The organism is Lelliottia sp. F153, from assembly GCF_002870005.1.
GTDB lineage: Bacteria > Pseudomonadota > Gammaproteobacteria > Enterobacterales > Enterobacteriaceae > Enterobacter > Enterobacter nimipressuralis.
The window spans coordinates 163,809-186,642 of the sequence record NZ_PKFT01000006.1 but is presented as its reverse complement, the minus strand read 5'-3'; the positions used below and the strand labels follow the sequence as shown (position 1 = coordinate 186,642).

20 protein-coding genes and 1 pseudogene are annotated in these 22,834 nt (G+C 56.5%); 13 read left to right on the top strand and 8 right to left on the bottom strand.

Going from position 1 to position 22,834, the window contains the following annotated elements; all coding sequences use genetic code 11:
- The first annotated feature begins 35 nt into the window (after nt 1–35).
- From aat to infA, 3 genes and pseudogenes are all read left to right on the top strand, one after another.
- Entirely contained in the window at nt 36–740 is a 705-nt protein-coding gene (gene aat / locus F153LOC_RS15335) for a leucyl/phenylalanyl-tRNA--protein transferase (RefSeq protein WP_102105154.1), read from the top strand.
- A gap of 187 nt (nt 741–927) precedes the next feature.
- A pseudogene (locus F153LOC_RS21890) lies at nt 928–1,101 on the top strand (hypothetical protein); the annotation flags it as partial.
- Complete coding sequence (gene infA / locus F153LOC_RS15330; RefSeq protein ID WP_002211347.1) at nt 1,029–1,247, top strand: translation initiation factor IF-1; 219 nt, start codon at nt 1,029–1,031, stop codon at nt 1,245–1,247. The pseudogene F153LOC_RS21890 and the gene infA, both read left to right, overlap by 73 nt.
- A gap of 241 nt (nt 1,248–1,488) precedes the next feature.
- Here infA and clpA read toward each other — a convergent pair whose 3' ends face one another.
- Both clpA and clpS read right to left on the bottom strand, forming a co-directional pair.
- Nucleotides 1,489–3,768, bottom strand: coding sequence for an ATP-dependent Clp protease ATP-binding subunit ClpA (clpA, locus tag F153LOC_RS15325; RefSeq protein WP_100777019.1), 2,280 nt, complete (start codon nt 3,766–3,768; stop codon nt 1,489–1,491).
- Between the two features lie 27 nt (nt 3,769–3,795).
- Nucleotides 3,796–4,116, bottom strand: coding sequence for an ATP-dependent Clp protease adapter ClpS (gene clpS / locus F153LOC_RS15320; protein ID WP_025912927.1), 321 nt, complete (start codon nt 4,114–4,116; stop codon nt 3,796–3,798).
- Nucleotides 4,117–4,436: 320 nt separating this feature from the next.
- On the opposite strand from clpS, the gene cspD reads away from it, so the two are divergent.
- Nucleotides 4,437–4,658, top strand: a complete 222-nt coding sequence (cspD, locus tag F153LOC_RS15315) for a cold shock-like protein CspD (protein ID WP_014069558.1) — start codon at nt 4,437–4,439, stop codon at nt 4,656–4,658.
- Nucleotides 4,659–4,762: 104 nt separating this feature from the next.
- Here cspD and macB read toward each other — a convergent pair whose 3' ends face one another.
- Nucleotides 4,763–6,703, bottom strand: coding sequence for a macrolide ABC transporter ATP-binding protein/permease MacB (macB, locus tag F153LOC_RS15310; RefSeq protein WP_100777021.1), 1,941 nt, complete (start codon nt 6,701–6,703; stop codon nt 4,763–4,765).
- Nucleotides 6,700–7,815, bottom strand: a complete 1,116-nt coding sequence (gene macA / locus F153LOC_RS15305; RefSeq protein ID WP_102105155.1) for a macrolide transporter subunit MacA — start codon at nt 7,813–7,815, stop codon at nt 6,700–6,702. The genes macB and macA overlap by 4 nt, the downstream gene beginning before the upstream one ends.
- Nucleotides 7,816–7,975: 160 nt before the next feature.
- Between macA and F153LOC_RS15300 the strand changes: the two genes are divergently transcribed.
- Complete coding sequence (locus F153LOC_RS15300; protein WP_102105156.1) at nt 7,976–8,932, top strand: VirK/YbjX family protein; 957 nt, start codon at nt 7,976–7,978, stop codon at nt 8,930–8,932.
- Here the strand turns inward: F153LOC_RS15300 and F153LOC_RS15295 are convergent.
- Nucleotides 8,929–10,587 carry an ATP-dependent endonuclease gene (locus F153LOC_RS15295; protein WP_100777024.1) on the bottom strand — a complete coding sequence of 553 codons (1,659 nt, stop codon included), beginning with the start codon at nt 10,585–10,587 and terminating at the stop codon, nt 8,929–8,931. The genes F153LOC_RS15300 and F153LOC_RS15295 overlap by 4 nt on opposite strands.
- Nucleotides 10,588–10,953: 366 nt before the next feature.
- On the opposite strand from F153LOC_RS15295, the gene aqpZ reads away from it, so the two are divergent.
- The 4 genes from aqpZ (at nt 10,954) to hcr (ending at nt 15,502) form a co-directional block, all read left to right on the top strand.
- Nucleotides 10,954–11,655, top strand: a complete 702-nt coding sequence (gene aqpZ, locus F153LOC_RS15290; RefSeq protein ID WP_255409590.1) for an aquaporin Z — start codon at nt 10,954–10,956, stop codon at nt 11,653–11,655.
- Nucleotides 11,656–11,827: 172 nt separating this feature from the next.
- Complete coding sequence (locus tag F153LOC_RS15285; protein WP_102105158.1) at nt 11,828–12,727, top strand: lysine exporter LysO family protein; 900 nt, start codon at nt 11,828–11,830, stop codon at nt 12,725–12,727.
- A 143-nt stretch (nt 12,728–12,870) separates the two neighbouring features.
- The gene (hcp, locus tag F153LOC_RS15280) at nt 12,871–14,523 is read left to right on the top strand and encodes a hydroxylamine reductase (RefSeq protein ID WP_102105159.1); all 1,653 of its coding nucleotides are present in this window, start codon (nt 12,871–12,873) and stop codon (nt 14,521–14,523) included.
- Between the two features lie 10 nt (nt 14,524–14,533).
- Complete coding sequence (hcr, locus tag F153LOC_RS15275; protein WP_102105160.1) at nt 14,534–15,502, top strand: NADH oxidoreductase; 969 nt, start codon at nt 14,534–14,536, stop codon at nt 15,500–15,502.
- A gap of 104 nt (nt 15,503–15,606) precedes the next feature.
- On the opposite strand, the gene F153LOC_RS15270 is transcribed toward hcr, so the two are convergent.
- Nucleotides 15,607–16,041 carry a DoxX family protein gene (locus tag F153LOC_RS15270; protein WP_100777029.1) on the bottom strand — a complete coding sequence of 145 codons (435 nt, stop codon included), beginning with the start codon at nt 16,039–16,041 and terminating at the stop codon, nt 15,607–15,609.
- A 152-nt stretch (nt 16,042–16,193) separates the two neighbouring features.
- Here F153LOC_RS15270 and poxB point away from each other — a divergent pair, with 152 nt between their 5' ends.
- The 4 genes from poxB to F153LOC_RS15250 all read left to right on the top strand — a co-directional run bounded on the left by poxB (nt 16,194) and on the right by F153LOC_RS15250 (nt 21,505).
- On the top strand, nt 16,194–17,912 hold the full coding sequence (poxB, locus tag F153LOC_RS15265) for a ubiquinone-dependent pyruvate dehydrogenase (RefSeq protein WP_100777030.1): 1,719 nt from the start codon (nt 16,194–16,196) through the stop codon (nt 17,910–17,912).
- 38 nt (nt 17,913–17,950) lie between these two features.
- Nucleotides 17,951–18,952, top strand: a complete 1,002-nt coding sequence (gene ltaE / locus F153LOC_RS15260; protein WP_102105161.1) for a low-specificity L-threonine aldolase — start codon at nt 17,951–17,953, stop codon at nt 18,950–18,952.
- 10 nt (nt 18,953–18,962) lie between these two features.
- A complete protein-coding gene (locus F153LOC_RS15255; protein WP_102105162.1) occupies nt 18,963–20,399 on the top strand; it encodes an SDR family oxidoreductase in 1,437 nt (478 codons plus the stop codon).
- Nucleotides 20,400–20,491: 92 nt separating this feature from the next.
- Nucleotides 20,492–21,505 carry an NAD(P)-dependent oxidoreductase gene (locus tag F153LOC_RS15250; protein WP_100777033.1) on the top strand — a complete coding sequence of 338 codons (1,014 nt, stop codon included), beginning with the start codon at nt 20,492–20,494 and terminating at the stop codon, nt 21,503–21,505.
- Here the strand turns inward: F153LOC_RS15250 and F153LOC_RS15245 are convergent, their stop codons facing one another.
- Together F153LOC_RS15245 and F153LOC_RS15240 are read right to left on the bottom strand one after the other, a co-directional pair.
- Nucleotides 21,506–22,333, bottom strand: a complete 828-nt coding sequence (locus F153LOC_RS15245; RefSeq protein WP_102105163.1) for an N-acetylmuramoyl-L-alanine amidase — start codon at nt 22,331–22,333, stop codon at nt 21,506–21,508.
- On the bottom strand, nt 22,330–22,653 hold the full coding sequence (locus tag F153LOC_RS15240) for a heavy metal-binding domain-containing protein (RefSeq protein WP_100777035.1): 324 nt from the start codon (nt 22,651–22,653) through the stop codon (nt 22,330–22,332). Before F153LOC_RS15240 ends, F153LOC_RS15245 begins: the two co-directional genes overlap by 4 nt.
- Nucleotides 22,654–22,834: the final 181 nt, after the last annotated feature.

Below are 22,834 nucleotides of genomic sequence, written 5' to 3'. Positions count from 1 at the left end.
ACCGATCCTAACTCGCGTATTGGAGTTTCGCAGTCATGCGCCTGGTCCAGCTTTCTCGTCATAATATTGCGTTCCCTTCGCCAGAGGGAGCGCTACGTGAACCCAATGGGCTACTGGCGCTTGGCGGTGATTTAAGCCCGGCGCGTCTGCTGATGGCCTATCAGCGCGGCATTTTTCCGTGGTTCTCACCCGGCGATCCGATTCTTTGGTGGTCGCCCGATCCTCGCGCAGTGCTGTTGCCCGCGCAGTTTCACCTGAGCCGCAGCATGAAGCGCTTCCATGCGAAATCCCCATATCGGGTGACGCTCAATCACGCGTTCGGGCAGGTGATCGAAGGGTGCGCCCGCGATCGTCATGAAGGCACCTGGATCACACACGACATTATCGACGCTTATCACCGCTTACACGAACTGGGCCACGCCCACTCCATCGAAGTGTGGGAAAACGAGACGCTGGTTGGCGGGATGTACGGCGTGGCGCAAGGCACCTTGTTTTGCGGTGAGTCGATGTTCAGCCGCGCCATTAACGCTTCCAAAACGGCCCTGCTGGTCTTTTGCCAGGAGTTCTCTCTGCGCGGTGGTCAACTGGTCGATTGTCAGGTGCTGAACGAGCACACCGCCTCGCTGGGCGCCGTTGAAATATCACGTCGACATTATCTGGAACAGCTGGATGCCATGCGTTTGCAGAAGCTGCCACAGAACTTTTGGGTTCCCAGAACGCTCTTTATCTCTCAGTCATAAATGTTTTCCGCCCATTTCTGATGAGGAGTGTTATAATTGGTGCCGCAGAGTAGGTTCAGCCTGTTGCCCCGCCGCCGTTTGGGAATCCTTCGCACCAGATAACGTCCTTGCGTTTATCCTGTCGCCTCCCCTTTACGAATGCGCTTCTCGTACGGTTATACCGTGACGACTGGGCAATACGCCGAAACTGTTTTGTTGCGTTTTAAACGCGCAATTCTTTACTTAATTGATGAATTTCGGCATTATCTTGCCGGTTCAAAACTTGGTAGTGATACCCCAGAGGATTAGATGGCCAAAGAAGACAATATTGAAATGCAGGGTACCGTACTTGATACGTTACCTAACACCATGTTCCGCGTAGAACTGGAAAACGGTCACGTGGTAACCGCGCACATCTCCGGTAAAATGCGCAAGAACTACATCCGTATCCTGACGGGCGACAAAGTGACTGTTGAGCTGACCCCGTACGACCTGAGCAAAGGCCGCATTGTCTTCCGTAGTCGCTAATTGTTTTCGCCAGTAAAGGCGTAGAGATATTTAAAAAGGTCGGGGAATCCCCGGCCTTTTTTATTTCCGCTATATACCGCGCCAGGCCGAAAATCTATTACCGTCAGAGACCTCACCACCACCTGCGTTATATCCGAACCGGTCACATGTGACAGCCTGACGCGTCCAACATGCGTCCTCCCGTAAATGACAGGCATAAAAAAACCGGGCTTTCACCCGGCTTTTATTTACGCGATATAACTCAGTGTGCCGCTTCTGGCTTATGCTTCTGTGCACTCTGGAAGTCGTACGTCAACTCCCCTTTCGCCTGATCCAGCGCCACGGTCACTTGGCCGCCATCCACCAGCGAACCAAACAGCAGTTCGTTGGCCAGCGGTTTTTTCAGGTTGTCCTGAATGGCTCGCGCCATCGGACGTGCGCCCATCGCACGGTCGTAGCCTTTCTCGGCCAGCCAGTTGCGGGCCTCCTGGCTCACTTCCAGCGATACGCCTTTCTGATCCAGCTGGACCTGCAGCTCGACGATGAACTTGTCCACCACCTGATGGATCACCTCGGTAGACAAGTGATCGAACCAGATAATGTTGTCCAGACGGTTACGGAACTCTGGCGTAAAGATCTTCTTGATCTCTTCCATCGCATCGGTGCTGTTATCCTGGTGGATCAGGCCGATAGATTTTCGTTCCGTTTCGCGCACACCGGCGTTGGTAGTCATCACCAGCACCACGTTGCGGAAGTCCGCTTTGCGCCCGTTGTTGTCGGTCAGCGTCCCGTTGTCCATCACCTGAAGCAGGATATTGAACACGTCCGGGTGCGCTTTCTCGATCTCATCGAGCAGCAGAACCGCGTGCGGATGCTTGATCACCGCATCGGTGAGCAGGCCGCCCTGGTCAAAGCCCACGTATCCTGGAGGCGCACCAATCAAACGGCTGACGGTGTGGCGTTCCATGTACTCGGACATATCAAAGCGCAGCAGCTCAATGCCCAACGCTTTAGACAGCTGCACCGTTACCTCGGTTTTCCCGACACCGGTTGGACCGGCAAACAGGAAAGAGCCGACCGGTTTATGGTCGTGTCCCAGCCCGGCGCGAGCCATCTTGATGGCTTCGGTTAAGGCCTCAATGGCTTTATCCTGGCCAAAGACCAGCATTTTCAGGCGGTCGCCGAGGTTTCTCAGGGTATCGCGGTCGCTCTGAGAGACACTCTTCTCAGGGATACGCGCGATGCGAGCTACCACGGATTCAATGTCCGCCACATTGACGGTTTTCTTGCGTTTGCTGGCCGGCATCAGACGCGCACGCGCGCCCGCTTCGTCGATCACGTCAATCGCTTTATCCGGCAGATGACGGTCGTTGATGTACTTCACCGCCAGCTCTACCGCCGCACGCACCGCTTTGGCGGTGTAACGCACGTCGTGGTGCGCTTCGTACTTCGGTTTCAGGCCGTTGATAATCTGCACCGTTTCCTCAACGGACGGCTCAGTAATATCAATTTTCTGGAAGCGGCGCGCCAGCGCACGGTCTTTCTCGAAGATATTGCTGAATTCCTGATAGGTGGTCGACCCCATCACGCGGATCTTGCCGCTCGAGAGCAGCGGTTTGATCAGATTAGCCGCATCCACCTGGCCGCCAGACGCCGCACCTGCGCCGATGATGGTGTGAATTTCATCGATAAACAGGATGCTGCTGGTGTCTTGCTCCAGCTGTTTCAGCAAGGCTTTGAAGCGTTTTTCGAAATCACCGCGATATTTCGTGCCCGCCAGCAGAGAACCGATATCCAGCGAGTAGATGGTGCAATCGGCCATCACTTCCGGAACATCGCCCTGCACAATACGCCAGGCCAGCCCTTCAGCAATCGCGGTTTTACCCACGCCCGATTCCCCCACCAGCAGCGGGTTGTTCTTACGGCGACGGCACAGGACCTGAATCGCGCGTTCCAGCTCTTTATCGCGGCCAATCAGTGGGTCGATCCCACCGACGCGAGCAAGCTGGTTAAGATTGGTGGTGAAGTTTTCCATACGATCCTCCCCGCCTGCTTGCTCTTCATTATTATTGACCTGATTGCTGGAATCCGACGCCTGATTCGGCTCGTCTTTTCGCGTTCCGTGAGAGATAAAGTTCACCACGTCGAGTCGGCTGACTTCGTGTTTACGCAGCAGGTACGCAGCTTGTGACTCCTGCTCGCTAAAGATGGCAACCAGCACATTTGCGCCAGTCACTTCGCTACGGCCAGAGGACTGGACGTGGAACACCGCACGCTGCAGCACGCGCTGGAAGCTGAGCGTCGGCTGAGTGTCGCGCTCCTCTTCGCTGACGGGCAGCACCGGTGTCGTTTGTTCGATGAAGGCTTCGAGTTCCTGACGTAACGCCACCAGGTCCACGGAGCAGGCTTCCAGCGCTTCGCGGGCGGATGGGTTGCTGAGCAGTGCAAGCAGCAGGTGCTCAACGGTCATAAACTCATGACGGTGCTCACGCGCTCTGGCGAAAGCCATGTTTAAACTGAGTTCCAGTTCTTGATTGAGCATAGGCACCTCCCCCAATTTTATGCCTTTTCAGGCTTTTTCCAGCGTACACAGCAACGGATGCTCGTTCTCCCTTGCATACTCGTTCACCATCGCCACTTTGGTTTCGGCTACTTCGGCAGTAAAAATGCCGCAGATGGCTTTGCCGCGATAGTGAACGGTGAGCATCAATTGCGTTGCACGTTCAACATCATAAGAAAAGAACTTTTGTAGCACGTCAATAACAAATTCCATCGGCGTGTAATCATCGTTCATTAACATAACTTTATACATAGATGGCGGTTTTAGCGCGTCGCGCACTTTGTCTTCCGCCAGCTGGTCAAAATCCAGCCAGTCGTTCGTCTTACCCATTGTCAGTCGTCATCATCGGTTACGGTTTCCGGCAGAACATTTTTCGCTGACAGGCATTGATACATATTCTGAATCTACCTCAGATATCAGATAACAAACATCTATTACTGCCATCCGCGATGTCTGTCACATTCCCGTCAATAGCGTTAACTGCTTCAAATTTTGGTTGATTATTGTCCCAACTCCAGCGCCTGACACTTGACGATAAGGCTGGTTTATCTAAATTGTACAAGCGTGAGTTGGCGAGGTTTTGAACAGCCCCCACTCCACCACCGGTTCATTCCATCTTACTTAATAAGATATACGAAGGATGTCGAAGCATGGAAATGGGTACTGTTAAGTGGTTCAACAACGCCAAAGGGTTCGGGTTCATCTGCCCTGAAGGCGGCGGCGAAGATATCTTCGCTCACTATTCCACCATTCAGATGGATGGATACAGAACACTAAAAGCCGGACAGTCGGTTCGGTTTGATGTTCACCAGGGGCCAAAAGGCAATCATGCCAGTGTCATTGTGCCCATTGAAGCAGAAGTAGTCGCTTAGCCCTCTGATTCATTGTGTACATCCTGTCGGCAAAATGCCAGCCCGATCGGCTGGCATTTTTATTTCCAGCACCGGTCGCGCGACGGCGCGTAACCCGGTAAAACTCACTCGCGAGCCAACGCATCCACCGGATCGAGCCGCGCCGCATTGCGCGCCGGTAACCAGCCAAACAGCACACCCGTCGCCGTCGAACATAAAAATGCCGTCAACAGCGCAAAGGGTGAGAAACCGATCTCCCAGCCCGGTAAAAACAGCTGCAACGTAAAGGCGATCAGCATCGAAAGCGTGATACCAAACGCACCGCCCACCAGGCAAACCAGCACCGCTTCAATCAGAAACTGTTGCAGCACATCGCTTGCCCGCGCGCCAACCGCCATGCGGATGCCAATCTCGCGCGTGCGCTCCGTCACCGACACCAGCATGATATTCATCACCCCAATCCCACCGACAACCAGCGAAATCACCGCCACTAGCGTCAGGAACATCTGAAGAGTACGTGTGGTCTTTTCCGCCGTTTTCAAGACGCCGTCCATATTCCAGGTGAAGAAATCTTTCTTCCCGTGGCGCAGGGTGAGCAGTCGTTCGATCTGCTGTTCGGCCTGAGTGCTGTCGTAACCCTCTTTCACCCGCACGGTGATGGAGTTAAGCCACGACTGCCCCATGATACGTCCGGAAATGGTGGTGTACGGCAGCCAGACGCGCAGGATTTTACTGCTGCCAAACATCGACTGTTTCTCCTCCGCCACGCCAATCACCGTCGCGGGCATATTACCGACCAGAATCACTTCACCGACGACGTTGGTTTTATTCGGGAACAGCTGACGACGCGAGTTATCGTCCAGCACCACCACCTGCGCGCGACCTGCAAGCTGCTCTGCGTTAAAGGTTGCGCCCTGGCTGAAGGTCATCCCGTAGACGTTAAAATAGTCGCCGCTCACGCCGTTGGCGCTGGCCGCCACGTCGATATTGCCATAGCGCAGACGCAGGTTTTGCGATACCGCTGGGGTGGCCGAATTCACCCACGGCTGTTTTTGCAGCGCCACCAGATCGTCATACTTCAGCGCCTGCTGGTTTTGCGGTTCATCGTCACCAAAATCTTTACCCGGATAGACATCGATGGTGTTGGTCCCGATGGCGCGGATATCCGCCAGCACCAGCTGTTTCGCCGCATCGCCTACCACCACAATCGACACCACCGACGCAATGCCGATGATGATGCCGAGCATGGTCAGCAATGTGCGCATTTTGTTCGCCACCATCGCCAGCCAGGCCATGGTTAACGCCTCGCGGAATCCGCTGACAAACTGCCCCCAGCCTGTCGGCGGCGGCAGGATCGTTTTCTGCACGCCGACGTGATTTTTCTTCGCCGGCGGGTTGCTTATCAACTCACCGTCGTGAATTTCAATGATTCTCTCCGCCTGCGCCGCCACCTGCGGGTCGTGGGTGACGATAATCACCGTATGCCCCTGATCGCGTAGTTGGTGCAGGATCGCCATCACCTCTTCCCCGGAATGGCTGTCCAGCGCGCCCGTCGGTTCATCGGCCAGAATCACCTGCCCGCCGTTCATCAGCGCGCGGGCAATACTCACGCGCTGCTGCTGGCCGCCAGAGAGCTGCGACGGCTGATAATCCACACGTTCGGCCAGACCCAGACGCGTCAGCAGCGCATGGGCACGCTCAAGGCGCTTCTTGCGTTCCACACCGGCATACACCGCCGGGACTTCCACGTTTTGCGCCGCCGTCAGATGCGAAAGCAGATGGTAGCGCTGGAAAATAAAGCCGAAGTGTTCACGACGCAGTTTGGCCAGCGCATCGCTGTCGAGGGTGGAAATATCCGTCCCCGCCACGCGATAGGTGCCGCTGGTTGGTTTATCCAGGCAGCCGAGAATGTTCATCAGGGTGGATTTTCCGGAGCCGGACGCCCCGACGATCGCCACCATCTCCCCGGCTTCGACGCGCAGGGTGATGCCCTTCAGCACCTCCACCGCCCCCTCCCCGGAAGGATAGCTGCGGCGGATATCGTTCAGTTCAAGCAGTGCCGTCATTTCGTGGCCCCGGACTGGCTTTCACCCGTCACCACTTCGTCGCCCTCTTCGAGCCCTTTGACGATCACGACGTCCGTATCATTACGCTCGCCAATCTCCACCTCGCGCTCGCGGGTTTCGCCGTTACGCAGCACTTTCACTTTGTAGCGGTTGTTACCTGCCGGTTCACCCAGCGCCGCCAGCGGGACGGTCAGCACATCTTTCACGCCCGTCAGCTGAATATGCACCTGCGCGGTCATATCCAGACGCAGCACGCCTTTCGGGTTTGGCACTTCAAAGCGGGCATAGTAGAAAATCGCGTCATTGACCTTCTCCGGCGTCGGCAGAATATCCTTCAGCACGCCTTCATAGCGGGTGTTTGGATCGCCCAACACCGTGAACCAGGCTTTCTGGCCGGGCTTGAGATGGATGACGTCGGCCTCGGAAACCTGCGCTTTTACCAGCATGGTGCCCATATCCGCCAGCGTCAGGATGTTCGGCGCCTGCTGAGCGGCGATAACCGTCTGGCCCTGCAGAGTGGTAATTTGCGTCACTTCCCCGGCCATCGGTGCCACGATACGGGTGTAATCGAGGTTAGTTTTGGCCGTATCAAGGGAGGCCTGATTGCGTTTGATTTGCGCGTCAATGGTGCCAATCTGCGCCTGTTTTACCGCCAGTTCCGTCGTCGCGGTATCCAGATCCTGACGGGAAACGGCCTGCGTTTTTGCCAGCGCTTGCTGTCGTCCAAGCGTCACCTGCGCCAGCTTGCGCTCGGCTTCGGCCTGGCTGCGCTGGGCGCGTAATTCCATAAGCGTTGCTTCTACTTCGCGGATCTGGTTTTCTGCCTGCTCAGGATCGATCACCCCCAGCAGCTGACCTTTTTTCACTTTGTCGCCAATCTCAACCGACAGCGTTTTAAGCTGACCGCTGACCTGCGCGCCGACGTCGACTTTTCGCAGAGCATCCAGCTTACCGGTTGCCAGCACGCTTTGTTGCAGCTCGCCCGGCCGCACAATCAGCGTCTGGTACTGCGGCACAGGTGCGTTGAGGACCTGCCACAGCCAGTATCCGCCCACCAGCACGACGACGGCCAACAGTAAAAACAGCTTCCTGCGTTTTCCCTTGAGATTCATAAATATTCCAAATAAATGTTCTGGCAATTATAAATGTCGATTCTATCTAAACTGTTCCTCAACGAAACCCCCGTTTTTTTATCTCTCACCTCATTTGTTGACGAGATGTTGATTAAATGGCTGCTGAAATAGAGATCTCATCCAGAAGCCAGGAATAATCATGTCTTCCATCGCCGATCTACCTTCTTCACAGCCGTCGCAGCCAAAATCAGGCTGGCAGCTTTTCCAGAGCCTTGCATCAGGCGAATTAACACCGGGGCTTGCGTGGCAGAACCCCTCCTATCGGCGTAAATTCATGCTGCGTTCGCTGGCGGCACCGTTCAGCACCGCCCGCCTGCTGGCAAGCCTGGCAAAACAACCGCGTTTAATGCAAATGTTGAAAGTACAGCCTGGGCTGCCGTGCCGTCTGCACCGCCCATGGCTCTCTGTTGACATGAGCCGTCAGCGCGCGCTCGAGGCGCTGAACTGGCACTACCAGACCATGAGCAAAACCCTTCCGGCATCGCTGATGAACGGGTATTTATCAAAACAAGGTGTCACCCTGTTAACGCTGACCGGCAAAGACGAACGCCAGTTTACGATCCGCCTGTGTGCCGATGCGTTCCTCGATAAAGAGGGCGAAGCGACGCTGGCCTTCTGCGATCACCAGAATACGGTGCTGGCCGAGATGACCTTCACCCTGTGTCAGCTCGACGGGAAAACCACCCTGTTTATCGGCGGCCTGCAAGGAGCAAAAGCTTTTGTGCCTCACGAGCTGATCCAGGGTGCAACCAAAGCCTGTCATGGCCTGTTCCCGAAACGTCTGCTGGTGGAAGCCGCCATGACGCTGGGCACCGCGTTCCCGGTGGAGCAGATTTTGGCCGTCAGCAACGCCACGCATATCTATCGCAGCTGGCGCTATCGTAAGAAAAAAGAGGGCAAGCTGCTGGCGGATTACGACAGTTTCTGGCGCTCAATGAGTGGCGAACCGCTGGCGAGCGGTCACTTCCAGCTACCGCTCGAGATGGCGCGCAAACCGATGGAAGAGATCGCGAGCAAAAAACGCTCTGAATACCGTCGCCGCTATGAACTGCTGGATAGCCTGATCGAGCAGATCAATCAGGCAACCCGCCGCTAGTCGGCTTTCCCGCGTGCCAGCCACAGCACGCGGGAGAACATTTTACGCAGTAATGTCGGCACCGCCTCGACCCCTCTCCGTCCTGCTTCCGCCGACACTTCAATAGCCAGATCCGGCTTCGATGAGCGATGTATCGCTTTGGCGATCACCCGTCGCATATTCATCGGCACGCCCGGCGGGATCATGGCCACGCGGTGAAACACATCGTCAAACCCCTGACGATACATAAAGTGTTCCATATCCATCGCCGGTAATTCCGTGAGGTGCTCCCGCTCCTCTTCCCGGTTGTTGTTCAGCAAACCGCGTACGGTACTGGCATATTTTTTCCCGGCCTCATCGCCATCCACCAGCACATGCCATTCGATCCCCATCCGGCGGGCAAATTTGATCAGCGGTTTTAATCCCGACTGGGCAAACTCAATGACTTTGATCCCTTCGGCGTCGAAATGGTGTCCACACTGACGCGCCAGTTCGTTGATCACCCAGGTCTCCGTTTCCCCCTCAACCAACAGCCAGCAGCGGGCAAACAGCGACGACGCACGGTTAAAGCGGATATGAAACGCGATACGGCGGCCATCTTCCGGGTTTAATCCCCCAGGTCCCAAGCGAAACGCGGTGACGCGTGAGGATTCACGCACCAGACGGCAGACATGCTCCACCGGCGTCAAAGAGAGCAATTCCCCGGAGTTAGTGGTCGTGATGCGCTGAAGGGGCAGCAGATTCAGGAGATGCCAGGCCACCGACAGCATGATCGGATGCAGCCGCGTTTCAGGATCTTCCACCAGCAATAAAGGTCGCGCGTCGCGGTCCAGCCGCACCGACCCTTTCGCCTGCAGCAGCGTGGAAAACAGCCCCAGCAGGATCACCCGATGCGCGCGCCCACCGGGCTTGTCGATCATACGGTTGATGATATCCAGATAGCGCCAGCTGCGCTGCTCATCGTGAGAGCGCCTGCGCATCAGCCGGTGGCGGGTTTGTGTCGTGCCCTGTTCGGAAAAATAGTGCTCAAGCAGCTGCACCATCGCCGACAGCCCCTGGCGAATCTGCCCATCCGTGAGATTTTGCGGACGCGCCACCAGCTCGCGCGCCAGAAAATCCAGCTCGCGGGCGGTGACTTCAACGTCGGGCAAATTAGGCACCGAGCCGTTACGGATCCGGCGCATAAAGCGCGCATCCCGCAGGCGCAGCACCGGCATCAGGCGCACAAGATGGGCGGCCTGAGCGTCAATATCCTCCAGCGGAATAGGCTGTCCACGGGCATCCATAAACCCACGCAGGGTCATCACACTCTCATCTTCCGCCAGCTCGCCTTCCAGGCGATAAAAGATACGCTGATAGCCATCATCGGAGGGTGTCCAGCAGGGAGAGAGTGGCCGGTAGCGGCGAACGCGATGGCGACCGGGCTCCAGCTCGCGAAAGGTCAAAACGATATGCAGATGGTGCTCGCGCCCCTGAATATCCCCCGGCGGAAACCAAAAGTCCTCCCGAACGAAGCTGTAAAGGTCTGCCTCCGGCGAAAGCAGCAGGGTCAACGCATCCAGAAGGCTGGATTTACCCCAGGCGTTTTCACCGATCAGCACGTTGTTCTGTTCCAGCATTAACGATAAACGGTTAATGCCGCGAAACCCGACGATCTCCACACGTTCGAGAAACATAATGCCCCCTGAAATGCTCACTTTTTCCTTCAAGTTATCAGCAGTATAGCGGCAGGCGGTGTGACAGGACACATTAAGATCGACGGATTATTTCAGGACAGAGCCTAAAATTCAGAATTTACACCACGACTTTCGTTTGAAACATATTTTCCGGCATAAGATACTTCGCATTCCGAATTGGACTATGCTTTAAATCCATCCAGTCCGAACAAGGATTAACATCACATTGCCATAAATCAAATTAAACAGATTTATTTAACTGGCGAAGGGGTGTTGTTGGTTTTTAAAATAATGGCTCTTTGAGTCGTCATCCCTTTTAGGCGATTTAGTAGCCCGCGCGCAGGACCGCGTGCGGAAATTAACGAGGTGGTTATGTTTAGAAAATTAGCGGCAGAATGCTTTGGTACATTCTGGCTGGTGTTTGGTGGTTGCGGTAGCGCCGTTCTGGCTGCGGCATTCCCGGAATTAGGTATTGGTTTTGCGGGCGTGGCATTAGCCTTTGGCTTAACCGTATTAACGATGGCATTTGCTGTCGGCCATATTTCCGGCGGGCATTTTAACCCGGCTGTGACATTAGGCCTGTGGGCTGGCGGTCGTTTTCCGGCGAAAGACGTGATTGGCTATATTGTGGCGCAGGTGGTTGGCGGCATTATTGCGGCAGCGGTCCTGTACGTTGTGGCCAGCGGTAAAGCGGGCTTCGACGCGGCGACAAGCGGTTTTGCTTCTAACGGCTATGGCGAACATTCTCCGGGCGGCTTCTCTATGCTGTCTGCGATTGTTATTGAAATCGTCCTGACGGCGGGCTTCCTGCTGGTAATCCACGGTGCCACTGACAAACACGCACCCGCCGGTTTTGCCCCTATTGCTATCGGCCTCGCGCTGACCCTGATTCACCTGATCAGCATTCCGGTAACGAACACCTCCGTGAACCCTGCGCGCAGCACCGCAGTGGCGATCTTCCAGGGTGGCTGGGCGCTGCAGCAGCTGTGGCTGTTCTGGGTAATGCCGATTGTCGGCGGTATCCTCGGCGGGCTGCTGTATCGTACGCTGCTGGAAAAACGCGACTGAGTGTACGGCTGTGATGCCGGGTGGCACGTCGCGAACCCGGCTAACAGGTGCAGTCATCCAGGCCGGGTAAGGCGTCGCCGCCACCCGGCCTTTATTTTGTACTTTGACTGGCAGACTGGAATTGGTTAGTGTCACTGGCGCTATTCAGACACACAAAAGGACCCGGCTGTTCATGTTTTCAGGACTCTTAATCATTCTGCTGCCGCTGGTAGTGGGCTACCTTATTCCCCTCCATCATGAGTCGGCATTAAAACTCATTAATCGCTTTCTCAGCTGGATTGTCTACGTCATCCTGTTTTTTATGGGAATAAGCCTCGCGTTCCTGGATAATCTGGCCGCTAATTTACTCTCTATTCTCCATTATTCTGTTGTTACTATTGTGGTGATTCTGCTGTGTAATATTGCGGCGCTATTTTGGCTTGAGCGCGCATTGCCATGGAAAAACCATCATCAACAGGAAAAATTACCCTCGCGAATTGCCATGGCGCTGGAGTCATTAAAACTGTGCGGCGTGGTGGTGCTCGGCTTTTTGCTTGGCCTGACCGGTTTAGCGTTTTTACAACACGCCACCGAAGCCAGCGAATATACCCTGATCTTCCTGTTATTCCTGATCGGTATTCAATTACGCAATAACGGCATGACGCTGAAACAGATTGTGCTCAATCGACGCGGAATGATTATCGCGGTGGTCGTGGTGGGCAGTTCGCTGATTGGCGGCGTGATTAACGCATTTATTCTCGACCTGCCGCTGAAAACCGGGCTGGCGATGGCCTCCGGTTTTGGCTGGTATTCCCTGTCAGGGATTTTAATGACCGAATCCTTTGGCCCGGTGATTGGCAGCGCGTCATTCTTTAACGATCTGGGCCGCGAGCTGATCGCCATTATGCTCATTCCGGGGCTGGTGCGTAAAAGCCGCTCCACAGCGGTTGGCCTGTGCGGTGCGACGTCGATGGACTTTACCCTGCCCGTTCTGCAGCGTTCCGGCGGGCTTGAGCTGGTTCCTGCCGCCATCGTTCATGGTTTTATTTTGAGCCTGCTGGTGCCGATTCTGATGGCGCTGTTCACCGCATAATACCTCTCTGGCGGTAGGGTTCTGCCGCCAAAATTGCGTTAAATCAATCTCCCTTTACTTTGTCGAAGAAAGACCTTTTCTCTGTCCGGTCACAGGCATAACCTTAAACATGTATCTAAAATATAACTTTAACAGGTGTGATTATGTTTTGTGTGCAATGTGAACAAACCATCCGTACCCCAGCTGGCAACGGCTGCTCCTACGCGCAGGGCATGTGCGGTAAAACCGCAGAAACGTCTGACCTGCAAGATCTGCTGATTGCAGCCCTGCAAGGCCTCTCCGCCTGGGCGGTAAAAGCGCGCGAATATGGCATTATCGACCACGACATCGACAACTTCGCCCCGCGCGCATTCTTCTCCACGCTGACCAACGTCAACTTCGACTCTCCTCGCATCGTAGGCTACGCGCGCGAAGCCATCGCCCTGCGTGAAGCGCTGAAAGCGCAAAGCCTGAGCGTGGACGCGAACGCCGCCGTCGATAACCCTATGGCTGGTCTGCAACTGGTGAGCGACGACCTGGGCGAACTGCAGCGTCAGGCGGCGGAATTCACCCCGAACAAAGACAAAGCGGCGATTGGCGAGAACATTCTCGGCCTGCGTCTGCTGTGCCTGTACGGCCTGAAAGGGGCGGCGGCCTATATGGAACACGCCCACGTTCTTGGTCAGTACGACAACAACATTTATGCCCAGTACCACAAAATCATGGCGTGGCTCGGCACCTGGCCCTCCGACATGAACGCCCTGCTGGAGTGTTCGATGGAAATCGGCCAGATGAACTTCAAAGTGATGAGCATTCTTGATGCGGGCGAAACCAGCACCTACGGCCATCCGACGCCGACTCAGGTCAACGTCAAAGCCACTGCCGGGAAATGCATTCTGATCTCCGGCCACGACCTGAAAGATCTCTACAACCTGCTGCAACAGACCGAAGGCACGGGTGTGAATGTCTACACCCACGGCGAAATGCTGCCTGCCCACGGCTACCCGGAGCTGCGTAAATTTAAGCACCTGGTCGGCAACTACGGCAGCGGCTGGCAGAACCAGCAGGTGGAGTTCGCCCGCTTCCCAGGCCCTGTCGTCATGACCTCCAACTGCATCATCGATCCGACCGTCGGTGCCTATGACGACCGTATCTGGACGCGCAGCATCGTCGGCTGGCCGGGCGTAAGCCACCTCGAAGGTGATGATTTCACCCCGGTCATCACCCAGGCGCAGCAGATGGCAGGCTTCCCGTTCAGCGAAATAGAACATCTGATCACCGTCGGCTTCGGTCGCGAAACCCTGCTGGGTGCGGCGGATTCCCTGATCGACCTGGTGAGCCGCGAAAAACTGCGTCACATCTTCCTGGTCGGCGGCTGTGACGGTGCGCGCGGCGAACGTAACTACTTCACCGATTTCGCCACCAGCGTGCCGCAGGACTGCCTGATCCTGACCCTGGCGTGCGGGAAATACCGCTTCAACAAACTGGACTTCGGCGATATCGAAGGCCTGCCGCGTCTGATTGATGCCGGTCAGTGTAACGATGCCTATTCGGCGATCATTCTGGCGGTGACGCTGGCCGAGAAGCTGGGCTGCGGCGTGAACGATCTGCCGCTGTCACTGGTGCTCTCCTGGTTTGAACAGAAAGCGATCGTGATCCTGCTGACGCTGCTGTCGCTCGGCGTCACCAATATCGTAACCGGCCCGACGGCACCGGGCTTCCTGACCCCGGATCTGCTGGCGGTGCTGAACGAAAAATTTGGTCTGCGTTCCGTGACCACCGTAGAAGAAGACATGCAGCAACTGCTGAGCGCGTAAGGAGTTTTTCATGACGATGCCAACCTCACAATGCCCGTGGCGGATGCAGGTTCATCACATCCATCAGGAGACGCCGGATGTGTGGACGCTGTCGCTGCTGTGCCATGATTTTTATCCGTATCGCGCCGGACAGTATGCGCTGGTGAGTGTCCGCAATTCCGCGGACACCCTTCGCGCCTACACCCTTTCCTCAACGCCGGGCGTGAGTGAGTACATCACGCTCACCGTGCGTCGGATCGATGACGGTGCCGGTTCACAGTGGCTGACGAACGAAGTGAAGCGCGGGGATTATCTCTGGCTCTCCGACGCCCAGGGGGATTTCGTCTGCGACGATAAAGCTGACGATAAATTCCTGATGCTGGCGGCGGGCTGCGGCGTGACGCCGGTGATGTCGATGCGTCGCTGGCTGGCGAAGAACCGTCCGCAGGCTGACGTACAGGTGATTTTCAGCGTTCGCTCACCGGAGGATGTCATTTTCGCCGACGAGTGGCGCAATTATCCGGTCACCCTGGTCGCCGAGAATAACGCGACTCACGGATTTGTCGCGGGCCGTCTGAGCCGCGAACTGCTGCAAAGCGTGCCAGATATCGCCTCGCGCACCGTGATGACCTGCGGCCCGGCACCGTATATGGAAATCGTGGAGAACGAGGTGAAAGCGCTCGGCGTGACCCGCTTCTTTAAGGAGCAGTTCTTCACGCCAGTGGCCGAAGCCGCCACCAGTGGGGTGAAATTCACTAAACTGCAGCCTGCGCAGACCTTCTTCGGCCGCGTCGGTACCACGCTGCTGGAAGCGCTGGAGAGCAATAACGTTCCGGTCGTTGCGGCCTGTCGCGCGGGCGTGTGCGGGTGCTGTAAAACGAAAGTGGTTTCTGGCGACTACACCGTGAGCAGTACGATGACGCTGACGGATGCAGAAATTGCCGAGGGTTACGTGCTGGCCTGTTCTTGTCATCCCCAGGGTGATTTGGTTCTGGCATAAACTGCGCACCATAAACTGTGCACAATGTGCCGGGCAGCTTTGCGGTTGCCCGGCCGACCCTCTTCAGGCCCGGTAGATATTAGGCTACCGGGCTTTTTTTATTCTCAACGCCAGGCCGGATCGCGCGCCAGTGAATAACGCCCTGCCCCCATAAAGGCCACGGCCAGTGCGCCAATGAAGAAATAGACCAGACTTTCAATCGCCCATGCGCCTACCGCATCCAGCGCAAAGGTTTTACCGGTGCCGACCATCAGCCAGGCAACGATCATCGTAAACGCCAGCACCAGCGCCGCCGGACGGGTCAGGATCCCCAGCACAATCAGAACCGGTGCCACCACTTCACCAATCAAAACGCCATAAGCAATAAACCCCGGCAGCCCTTTTTCCACCAGCATGCCGCTGATAAACCCCACGCCGCCAAAGAGCTTGTGCAAACCGTGAAACAGCATCAATCCGCCGACCGCCAGACGTAATAACAATTTGCCAAAATCATCATGCGTTAGCGTTCTATTAACAGCAATTAACAATGATTTAACCATCTGAAATGATTCCTGTTTTCACCCTGTAGACCATCAGAATATGACGAAAGGTTGTACAAAGAAAGTCACTATTAATCAGGGGGATTAAACGGGCATAACGCCCAGTTTCTTCTAAGCTTGTAAGCGTTATCACAAAACGGAGATGGACAACCATGAAACAGACCGTAGCGGCCTACGTAGCAAAAACCCTGGAACAAGCTGGCGTCAAACGCATCTGGGGCGTCACCGGCGATTCTCTCAACGGCTTAAGCGACAGCCTCAACCGAATGGGCACCATTGACTGGATGCCGACGCGCCACGAAGAGGTGGCGGCCTTTGCCGCAGGCGCGGAAGCGCAACTGACGGGCGAGCTGGCGGTATGCGCGGGTTCGTGCGGGCCGGGCAACCTGCATCTGATTAACGGTCTTTTCGACTGTCACCGTAATCACGTCCCGGTGCTGGCGATTGCGGCGCATATACCGTCGAGCGAAATTGGCAGCGGCTATTTTCAGGAGACGCATCCCCAGGAGCTGTTCCGTGAATGTAGCCACTACTGCGAGCTGGTTTCCACACCGGAACAGATCCCGCAGGTCATGGCGATCGCCATGCGCAAGGCGATCCTCAATCGCGGCGTGTCGGTGGTGGTTCTGCCGGGCGACGTCGCACTCAAAGCCGCGCCCGAAGGGGCCAGCACCCACTGGTATCACGCCCCGCAGCCAGTGGTAACGCCTGCGGAAGAGGAGCTGAAAAAGCTGGCGCAGCTGCTGCGCTACTCCAGCAATATCGCGCTGCTGTGCGGCAGCGGCTGTGCGGGCGCGCATAAAGAGTTAGTCGAATTTGCCGGGAAAATAAAAGCCCCCATCGTTCACGCGCTGCGCGGCAAAGAGCATGTGGAATACGATAACCCGTACGATGTCGGTATGACCGGCCTGATTGGTTTCTCGTCCGGGTTCCACACCATGATGAACGCCGACACCCTGGTGCTGCTCGGCACCCAGTTCCCGTACCGCGCGTTCTATCCGAGCGACGCAAAAATCATTCAGATCGACATCAATCCCGGCAGCATTGGCGCGCACAGTAAGGTTGATATGGCGCTGGTGGGCGATATCAAAGCCACGCTTGCCGCCCTGCTGCCGCATCTGGAAGAGAAAACCGACCGCAAGTTCCTCGACAAAGCCCTGAGCGACTACCGTGACGCGCGCAAAGGGCTGGACGATCTTGCCAAACCGAGCGACAAAGCCATTCACCCGCAGTACCTTGCGCAGCAGATCAGCCATTTCGCCAGCGACGACGCCATCTTTACCTGCGATGTGGGCACCCCCACCGTCTGGGCGGCGCGTTATCTGAAAATGAACGGGAAACGCCGCCTGATCGGTTCGTTCAACCACGGCTCGATGGCAAACGCAATGCCGCAGGCGCTGGGGGCACAAGCCACTGCACCGGAGCGACAGGTGGTGGCCATGTGCGGCGACGGCGGGTTCAGCATGCTGATGGGCGATTTCCTCTCCGTCGTGCAGATGAAACTCCCGGTTAAAATCGTGGTGTTCAATAACAGCGTGTTAGGTTTTGTGGCGATGGAGATGAAAGCCGGGGGCTATCTGACGGACGGCACCGAATTGCATGACACCAATTTCGCGAAGATCGCCGAAGCCTGCGGGATTCCCGGTATTCGCGTGGAAAAAGCCGCGGACGTGGATGAAGCCCTGCAGCGCGCCTTCTCCATCGACGGCCCGGTGCTGGTGGATGTGGTCGTTGCCAAAGAGGAGCTGGCGATCCCGCCGCAGATCAAACTGGAGCAGGCGAAAGGCTTTAGCCTGTATATGCTGCGCGCCATTATCAGCGGGCGCGGCGACGAAGTGATCGAACTGGCAAAAACCAACTGGCTCAGGTAAAACATCTCACATCACCTTTAAAACTATAGGGATGTGAAATGATAGACCTGCGCAGTGATACCGTAACCCGTCCGAGCCGCGCCATGCTCGAAGAGATGATGGCCGCCCCGGTCGGGGATGACGTTTACGGTGACGATCCCACCGTAAACGAACTTCAGCGCTACGCCGCCGAATTAAGCGGTAAAGAGGCGGCGCTGTTCCTGCCAACCGGCACCCAGGCGAACCTGGTGGCGCTGCTGAGCCACTGCGAACGCGGCGAAGAGTATATCGTCGGCCAGGGTGCCCATAACTACCTGTATGAAGCCGGTGGCGCTGCGGTGCTCGGCAGTATTCAGCCGCAGCCCATTGATGCCGCGCCCGACGGCTCCCTGCCGCTGGACAAAGTCGCCGCCAAAATCAAAGCCGACGATATTCACTTCGCCCGCACCAAACTCCTGAGTCTGGAAAATACCCACAACGGCAAAGTGCTGCCGCGCGAGTATCTGAAAGCCGCATGGGAGTTTACTCGCGAGCGCAAATTGCGTCTGCACGTTGATGGCGCACGTATTTTTAACGCCGTTGTGGAGTATGGCTGCGAGCTAAAAGAGATCGCCCAGTATTGCGATTCGTTCACCATTTGCCTCTCAAAAGGGCTGGGGACGCCGGTCGGCTCACTGCTGGTCGGCAATGCGGACTACATCAAGCGCGCCAACCGCTGGCGTAAAATGACCGGCGGTGGCATGCGTCAGGCCGGAATTCTGGCGGCAGCGGGGCTGTATGCGCTTAAACATAACGTTGCCCGTCTGCAAGACGATCACGATAACGCGGCATGGATGGCGGCGCAGCTGCGCGAGATCGGCGCGGATGTGATGCGTCACGACACCAATATGCTGTTTGTTCGCGTTGGCGAAGAGAATGCGGCGGCGCTGGGTGAGTATATGAAAGCGCACAACGTGCTGATAAATGCCTCACCGGTTGTGCGTCTGGTGATGCATCTCGACGTGAGCCGCGAGCAGCTGGCGGAAGTGGTAAAACACTGGCAGGCCTTTTTACAGCGTTAAGGAGCACAACGTGCCGCAACGTATTCTGGTGCTCGGTGCCAGCGGTTATATCGGTCAGCATCTGACGACGGCGCTCAGCCAGCACGGACATCAGGTGCTGGCGGCGGCACGTAATGTGGAACGGCTGCAAAAACTCGCGCTGCCCAACGTCACCTGTCACACGGTGGATCTTAACTGGCCAAAAGAGCTACCGACGCTGCTGGAAGGCGTCGATACGCTCTATTATCTGGTACACAGCATGGGCGAAGGCGGTGACTTTATCGCCCATGAGCGTCAGGTGGCGCTGAACGTACGTGACGCGCTGCTGCAAACGCCGGTAAAGCAGATTATTTTCCTCAGTTCCTTACAGGCTCCTGAACACGAGCAATCAGACCACCTGCGCGCCAGGCAGCTGACGGGGGAAATGCTCCGTAGCGCAGGGATCCCACTGACGGAACTGCGGGCGGGCATTATCGTCGGCGCGGGTTCTGCCGCCTTCGAAGTGATGCGCGATATGGTCTATAACCTGCCGGTGCTCACGCCGCCGCGCTGGGTGCGATCACGCACCACGCCGATTGCGCTGGAAAACCTGCTGCACTATCTGGTCGAACTGCTGAATCATCCGACGGAAAGCCATCGCGTGCTGGAAGCCGCCGGGCCGGAGGTGCTGAGCTATCAGGAGCAGTTCGAACACTTTATGACCGTCAGCGGCCGTCGTCGCTGGCTGGTGCCCGTCCCCTTCCCGACCCGCTGGATCTCGGTGTGGTTTTTGAATGTCATCACCTCCGTTCCACCTACGACTGCCAAAGCGCTGATACAGGGGCTGAAGCACGATCTGCTGGCCGACGACCGCGAGCTGCGGGCGCTGATTCCACAAAAGCTGATCCGCTTTGACGATGCGGTACGCAACACCCTCAAAGAGGAAGAGGAGCTGATGAACTCCAGCGACTGGGGTTATGACTCTCAGGCCTTTGCTCGCTGGCGGCCAGAATACGGCTATTACCCGAAACAGGCCGGTTGCACGGTGAAAACAACCGCCAGCCTGGCGGCGCTGTGGGAGGTGATCAACCAGATCGGCGACAAAGAGCGCTATTTCTTTGGCAATATTCTCTGGCAAACGCGCGGGATGATGGATCTGCTGGTCGGGCATAAACTGGCAAAAGGCCGCCCTGCGCACCCATACTTGCAGACGGGCGACAGCGTGGACAGCTGGAAGGTGATCATCGTTGAGCCGGAAAAACAGCTGGCGCTATTGTTCGGCATGAAAGCGCCGGGTCTGGGCCGCCTCTGCTTTACCCTAAAAGACAAAGGCGATCACCGGGAGCTGGACGTTCGCGCCTGGTGGCATCCGCACGGAATGCCAGGGCTGTTCTACTGGCTGTTCATGATCCCGGCGCACCTGTTTATCTTCCGGGGGATGGCAAAGCGTATTGCGCATCTTGCAGAAGGAATCACGGAAAAAGTCTGATTTAAACTCTGATTCTTTCACCTTTCCCATTGCATCGTGACGTAATTCACGGAAGAATGCGCACGAAATTCTTTTCAACACAGTGGATAGATATGAAGGTACTGGTTACCGGCGCCACCAGCGGCTTAGGCCGAAATGCGGTCGAGTTTTTGCGTCAGAAAGGCATCAGCGTCAGAGCCACCGGTCGCAACGAAGCGATGGGTAAACTCCTGCAAAAAATGGGCGCGGAATTCATCCACGCCGATCTGACAGAGCTGGTGTCTTCGCAGGCCAAAGTCATGCTCGCCGGAATCGATACACTGTGGCACTGCTCCAGCTTTACCTCTCCCTGGGGAACGCAGCAGGCGTTCGACCTGGCTAACGTTCGCGCCACTCGCCGCCTCGGTGAATGGGCCGTCGCCTGGGGCGTACGCAACTTTGTGCATATCTCCTCCCCGTCGCTCTATTTTGATTACCATCACCATCGCGATATTCAGGAAGATTTCCGCCCGGCGCGTTTCGCCTGTGAGTTCGCGCGCAGCAAAGCGGCCAGCGAAGAGGTGATCGATCTGCTGGCGCAGTCAAACCCGCACACCCGTTTCACCGTTCTGCGTCCACAGAGCCTGTTTGGGCCGCACGACAAAGTGTTTATCCCGCGTCTGGCGCAGATGATGCACCACTACGGCAGCGTGCTGCTGCCGCGCGGCGGCGATGCGCTGGTGGATATGACCTACTACGAGAACGCGATTCACGCGATGTGGCTGGCCAGTCAGTCCGAGTGCGATCATCTGGTGTCCGGCCGCGCCTACAACATCACCAATGGCGAGCCGCAGACGCTGCGCAGCATTGTCCAGCGCCTGATCGATGAGCTGAACATTCACTGCCGCATTCGTTCTGTGCCCTACCCGATGCTGGACATGATCGCCCGCAGCATGGAGCGCTTTGGCAATAAATCGGCGAAAGAGCCGGCGCTGACCCACTACGGCGTGTCAAAGCTGAACTTCGATTTTACGCTGGATACCACGCGCGCTGAAACCGAGCTGGGTTATCAGCCCATCGTCACGCTGGATGAAGGGATCGTGCGCACAGCGGCCTGGCTGCGCGACCACGGCAAACTGCACCGGTAATTATCCCTGGCCGTATTTCTCTAACAACGCGCTGGCAATCGCCAGCGTTTCTGCATCGGCAATACCGTTCCACAGCTGGGGACGGTAGTGCATCTGGAAGACCATAATCACCCGTTTTTGCTGCGCCTCGGTGCTGTTCTCCGGCACGTCATAGCCGTAGCGCGCCAGCAGATCGAGCAACACTGCCGTCTCTACGCGCTCATACTTCGACTTTCCGTTGAGATAAAACGTCACACGGGCGGGATCGGGCCAGGCACCAATGCCCTGCTGTGCCAGCTGCTGCCAGGGGAACAGCGGGCCGGGATCGTCTTTACGCTGCGGGGCAATATCCGAATGGGCCACCACGTTTTCCGGTTTGATGTCATAGCGGGCAATAATGTCTTTGGCGAGAGGAATAAGCGCCGCGATTTGCGCCGGTTCAAACGGGGTGAAGATTTTCTCGCCGTTCGACTTTTGCCAGCCACGGTTTTCCAGCTCAATACCAATCGAGGTATCGTTGATGCGGTTCGTTCCGCGCCAGAAACTGATCCCCGCGTGCCAGGCTAAATCCTTCTCCGGCACCAGCTGCCAGATGCGCGGTTTGCCGGACGGCTCAGGCGGTCTGGCCGGAATCAGATAGTGGGAGCTGACGTTTTTGTCCGTGAGCGTCGCAAGCGAGCTGTCAAAATCATCAGCGGTATAGTGAATGACCAGCACTTTGATCCGCGGATACGCCGCCTGCGCCTGATGCCGCGTGTCCAGCTCGTAGGCCCCTTTATCGATAATCCCTTTCTCTGCGCAGCCTGCCAGCAACACCGCCAGCAGGAGCATGGACCACAAACGTTTCATCGGCGCGTTTTCACCGCCGTACCGCTGACGCTCACCATCAGCATGCTGGCGTCTTTGCCGACCGTTTCGTAGTCGATATCAATGCCCACAACGGCATCCGCGCCCAGGGATTTGGCCTGTTCGCCCAACTCTTTAAACGCGATTTCCCGCGCTTTGCGCAGCTCTTTCTCATAGGCACCCGAACGCCCACCGACGATATCGCGGATCCCGGCAAAAAAGTCGCGGAAGATGTTCGCGCCAAGGATGGCTTCACCGGTGACAACGCCGCAATACTCGACAATCGGCTGTCCTTCCAGAGTCGGGGTGGTGGAAAATTGCATGTTTATCTCCTTCAATACTAAAAATAGTCACGTAGTCACAAGGCGGCACGTGAGACAATCCTCCGTAGCTGACGTGAGTCAGTGAACGGGTGAACGAACGCGTTAAATGCATCGGCAAGCGGAAGTATGACGATTATTTAACGTTCAATGCGTTAGCGGATTAACTCAGCCGCATTATCGG